The organism is Streptomyces sp. NPDC058955, assembly GCF_042741435.1.
In the GTDB taxonomy this organism is placed as follows: domain Bacteria; phylum Actinomycetota; class Actinomycetes; order Streptomycetales; family Streptomycetaceae; genus Streptomyces.
The window spans coordinates 26262-29967 of record NZ_JBHYKM010000078.1 but is presented as its reverse complement, the minus strand read 5'-3'; the positions used below and the strand labels follow the sequence as shown (position 1 = coordinate 29967).

Sequence of the window (3706 nt, the reverse complement as noted above, 5' to 3'; positions counted from 1 at the left end):
GCGCTCACGCTGGCCCGGAGCATCCAAGCGCCGTACGAGGAGATGCGGGCGCTCGTCGGCATCGCCCCAAAAACAACAGAAACGCGCGCACCCCCCCCCCCCCCCCACGTGGTGGTGCGTTGAGCCGTGCGGGGACTACCGGTTGGCGTCCGCCAGGTCCTGCAGCACGGGGACGATCCGGGTCGGGTCGGGCCGCGCGGCGTTCCGGTCGGCCAGTGCCCGGGCGGCGGGCCGGACCGAGGTCCCGTCGAGGAGTTGGGAGACCGCCTCGACGATGGAGCCGGCGGTGAGGTCGTCGGGCTTGAGGGTCAGGCCCGCCCCGCTGGCCGCCAGCAGCTCGGCGCCGAGCGGCTGCGCACTCATCTGCGGCACGACGATCTGCGGCACACCGTGCGCGACGGCGGCCAGGACCGTGCCGGGTCCGCCCTGGCTGATGAGCGCGTCGCAGGTCGGCATCAGCATCGACAGCGGCATCCAGTCGACCACCCGCACCCGCTCACGAGGCTCGCCGAGCAGCCTGGGGCCCGCCTTGCCGAGCGCCGCCACGATCTCGACGTCGAGGTCGGCCAGCGCCTCGATGGCCAGCAGCGCCGGGTTGAGCACGTCGGCGCCCATGAACTCGCTGGTGGTCCCCCAGGTGATGCACACCCGTGGGCGCCGCTTGGGCGCGTGGAGCCAGTCGGGGGTGACGGCGGCGCCGTTGTAGGGGACGTACCGCGCCGGCTGCCGCTTCGCCATCTTGATGGCGAGCAGTTCGTCCGGGCAGGGGTCCACCACGAGGGCGGCGTAGTCGGGGCCCAGCTCCACGTTCCACTTGTCGAGGAACGCCACCAGGTCCTTCGGCCAGTTCTCGCGCACCGCACGCTCGGAGGTCAGGTCGCCCCACAGCTGGTCGGGCATCGGCCCCCAGGTGTGCAGGACCAGCGGTGCCCCGACGGCCTTGGCGATGACCGGCGCGGCGAAGGCGGCGGGGTCCGCCACCACGAGGTCCGGCGACCAGTTCCGGGCGAAGGGGACCAGGTCGGCCACGACCGCCTCGGCGATCCGGATGTGCGGGACGACGATCTGCTCGATGCTCGGTGCGGCGCCGCCCGGGCCGCCCTTGTCGGTGCCGATGGACTTGCGCAGCTCGCTCATGAAGTCGGGGCCGCGGCCGACCTCGACGGCGGGCAGACCGGCGGCGGTCACGTCGCCGACGAGCGAGGGCTGCACCGCCACCCGCACGTCGTGTCCCGCCGCGCGGAGCGCCCACGCCAGCGGGACCAGTGGATACAGATGGGATCGGAACGTAGCCGAGGTAAACAGAACCCGCATGAGAAGTACCCCTCGATTTCGGCCGGTTGCCGTCAGCCGGACGTCGTCAACGTGGACGCTGTGCGATCAGGTGGAACATGCGCGCGGTGAGCGGATAGGGCATCCGGCCGGCCAGCGCGATTTCCAGCTCCTGAAGGCGGGCGAAGAAGTCCGGGTCGTACTTGATGTCGTTGTCCGCGACGAGATTGCAGACGTTCATCACGCCGTAGTGGCCGACGATGTCGAGACCGGCGCCGCCGAGCTGGTCGCCGATCTCGTCGGAGGTCAGGACCGGCACGTCCTTGCCGTACACCACGTTGGGCTTGTACCTGGCGTCCACGGCGCCCAGGGCCGTGGCGAGGTCGAGTTCACGGACGGCGGCCTCGAGCGGTACGGCGTAGGCGTTGGGGCCGACCACCGAAAGGATTCCGCCGGGCTTCATGCATTTCACGATGCCCTGGATCACCGCGGCGGAGTCCGGAACGTACTGCAGCAGGTTGTGGCAGAGCATCAGGTCGAATTCCTGGCCGGCGAAGATCTCCGCCACGTCGAGGGCATCGCCCTCGCGGGTCTCGACGCGGCCGGCGACGTCGTGCTCGGCGGCGAGCTCCCGCGCCCCGCGGAGGGACACCGGCGCCACGTCCAGGACGGTGACGTGGTGGCCGCGGACGGCGAGCCGGACGGCCTCCCGGCCGTTGCCGCCCGCCACGTCGAGCACGCGGAGCGGGCGCTCGTCCAGGTGGCGGTCCAGGTTGGCCGCCACCACCGAATAGCGCAGCTGCCCCCACGGCGTTTCCTGCCACTTCTGGAAATTGGCGAGGCGCTCATCGAAAACCGCGTTGTCGATCGAGCTGCCGCTTCCGGTCATACTTCCTCCGAGGTGCGGTGGGTGACCGGCACATCGACCGGCCGGGGAGTCGTAATCTATCGCCGATCCCTGAAACACCGCTAAAACAAGCTGAATCGCAGAACGCCGCGAGGGATTTAGGGGACCTTTAGCCGGGTGCGCGACACTCGGATTATTCCCGTGCGCCGCCGATTTTTTTCCCGCGCACGAGACGGAACACCTGGCACGAGCGCATGAACACCCGGTACGAAATCGCCGCCGGCCACCGGACCGCACGATCGGGAGACTGTAATGATCAATGTGACCCAGCCCAGTGTCGGCGCGGAGGAACTCGCCGCGATCAGCGCCGTCTTCGACAGCAAATGGCTCGGGTCCGGGCGGCGGACCGAGGAATTCGAGGAGCAGTTCGCCCGGCATCTCGGGGTCCCGGACGGCAGTGTCCTCTTCCTCAATTCGGCGACGTCCGGGCTCTTCCTCACCATGGAACTGCTCGGCGTCGGCCCGGGCGACGAGGTCGTCCTGCCGTCGAACGGGTTCATCGCCAACGCCAACTGCGTCATCGACGCCGGCGCCCGCCCGGTCTTCTGCGACGTCGACGACGACGTCCCCAACCCCCGGGTCGAGGACATCATCGCCGTGCTCACCCCGCGCACCAAGGCGGTGATGGTGCTGCACTACGGCGGTTACCCCGGCGAGGTGGAGAAGATCGCCGCGCTGTGCGCGGAACGCGGTGTCGCGCTCATCGAGGACGCGGCCGTCTCGGTCGCCTCCAGCGCCCACGGCCGGATGTGCGGCACGTTCGGCGACTTCGGCATCTGGAGCTTCGACGCGCGCAAGGTCATCACCACCGGTGACGGCGGCATGCTGTACGTGCGGGATCCCGAGGCGGCCCGCAGGGCGCGCCGTCTGGCGTACCACGGCCTGGAGGACCGCAGCGCGTTCACCACCGCCGCCAAGTCGCCGCGCCTGTGGTGGAGTTTCGACATCGAGGACATCGGCCGCCGCCTCGTCGGCAACGACATGACGGCCGCGATGGGCACGGTGCAGCTGCGCCGGCTCGCCGGGTTCGTCGACCGGCGCCGGGCGATCGCGGAGCGGTACGACCGTGCCCTGTCCGGTGTCCCGGGCGTCCGCGTTCCTCCGCCGCTTCCCGAGGGCCACCTGTCGACCCACTACTTCTACTGGGTCCGGTTCGACACCCAGGCCGTCCGGGACGCGGTGAGCGAGCACCTCCTGGCCAAGGAGATCTACACCTCCTGGCGCTACTACCCGCTGCACCGGGTCCCCCGGTACGGCGCCACCGACGCCGTGCTGCCGGTGACGGACCGGGTGTCGGACACGGCCCTGCTGCTGCCGGCCCACCAGGACCTCCTCGACGAGGAGATCGACCTGGTGGCGCGCGAGGTGATCGACGCGGTCCAGGCGCACGGCTGAGCGGCCGCCCGGCCCTCCTCGACGACGAAGCTCCCCGGGGCCGGGGGGAGGCCCGGAACTCTTCACCAAAGAACCGGGCGGCGCAATAGCAGGGGTTTTAGACCGAGGGGGCGCGGGCAGTAGAAGAAGTGT

Annotated in this window: 3 protein-coding genes; 1 reads left to right on the top strand and 2 read right to left on the bottom strand. The window is 70.3% G+C overall.

Annotated features, from left to right (window positions below):
- Positions 1-135: 135 nt before the first annotated feature.
- Together ACFW1I_RS25845 and ACFW1I_RS25840 are read right to left on the bottom strand one after the other, a co-directional pair.
- Complete coding sequence (locus ACFW1I_RS25845; protein ID WP_384674214.1) at positions 136-1314, bottom strand: nucleotide disphospho-sugar-binding domain-containing protein; 1179 nt, start codon at positions 1312-1314, stop codon at positions 136-138.
- A gap of 46 nt (positions 1315-1360) precedes the next feature.
- On the bottom strand, positions 1361-2161 hold the full coding sequence (locus ACFW1I_RS25840; protein ID WP_384674211.1) for a class I SAM-dependent methyltransferase: 801 nt from the start codon (positions 2159-2161) through the stop codon (positions 1361-1363).
- A 270-nt stretch (positions 2162-2431) separates the two neighbouring features.
- Between ACFW1I_RS25840 and ACFW1I_RS25835 the strand changes: the two genes are divergently transcribed.
- A complete protein-coding gene (locus tag ACFW1I_RS25835) occupies positions 2432-3574 on the top strand; it encodes a DegT/DnrJ/EryC1/StrS family aminotransferase (protein WP_384674208.1) in 1143 nt (380 codons plus the stop codon).
- Positions 3575-3706: the final 132 nt, after the last annotated feature.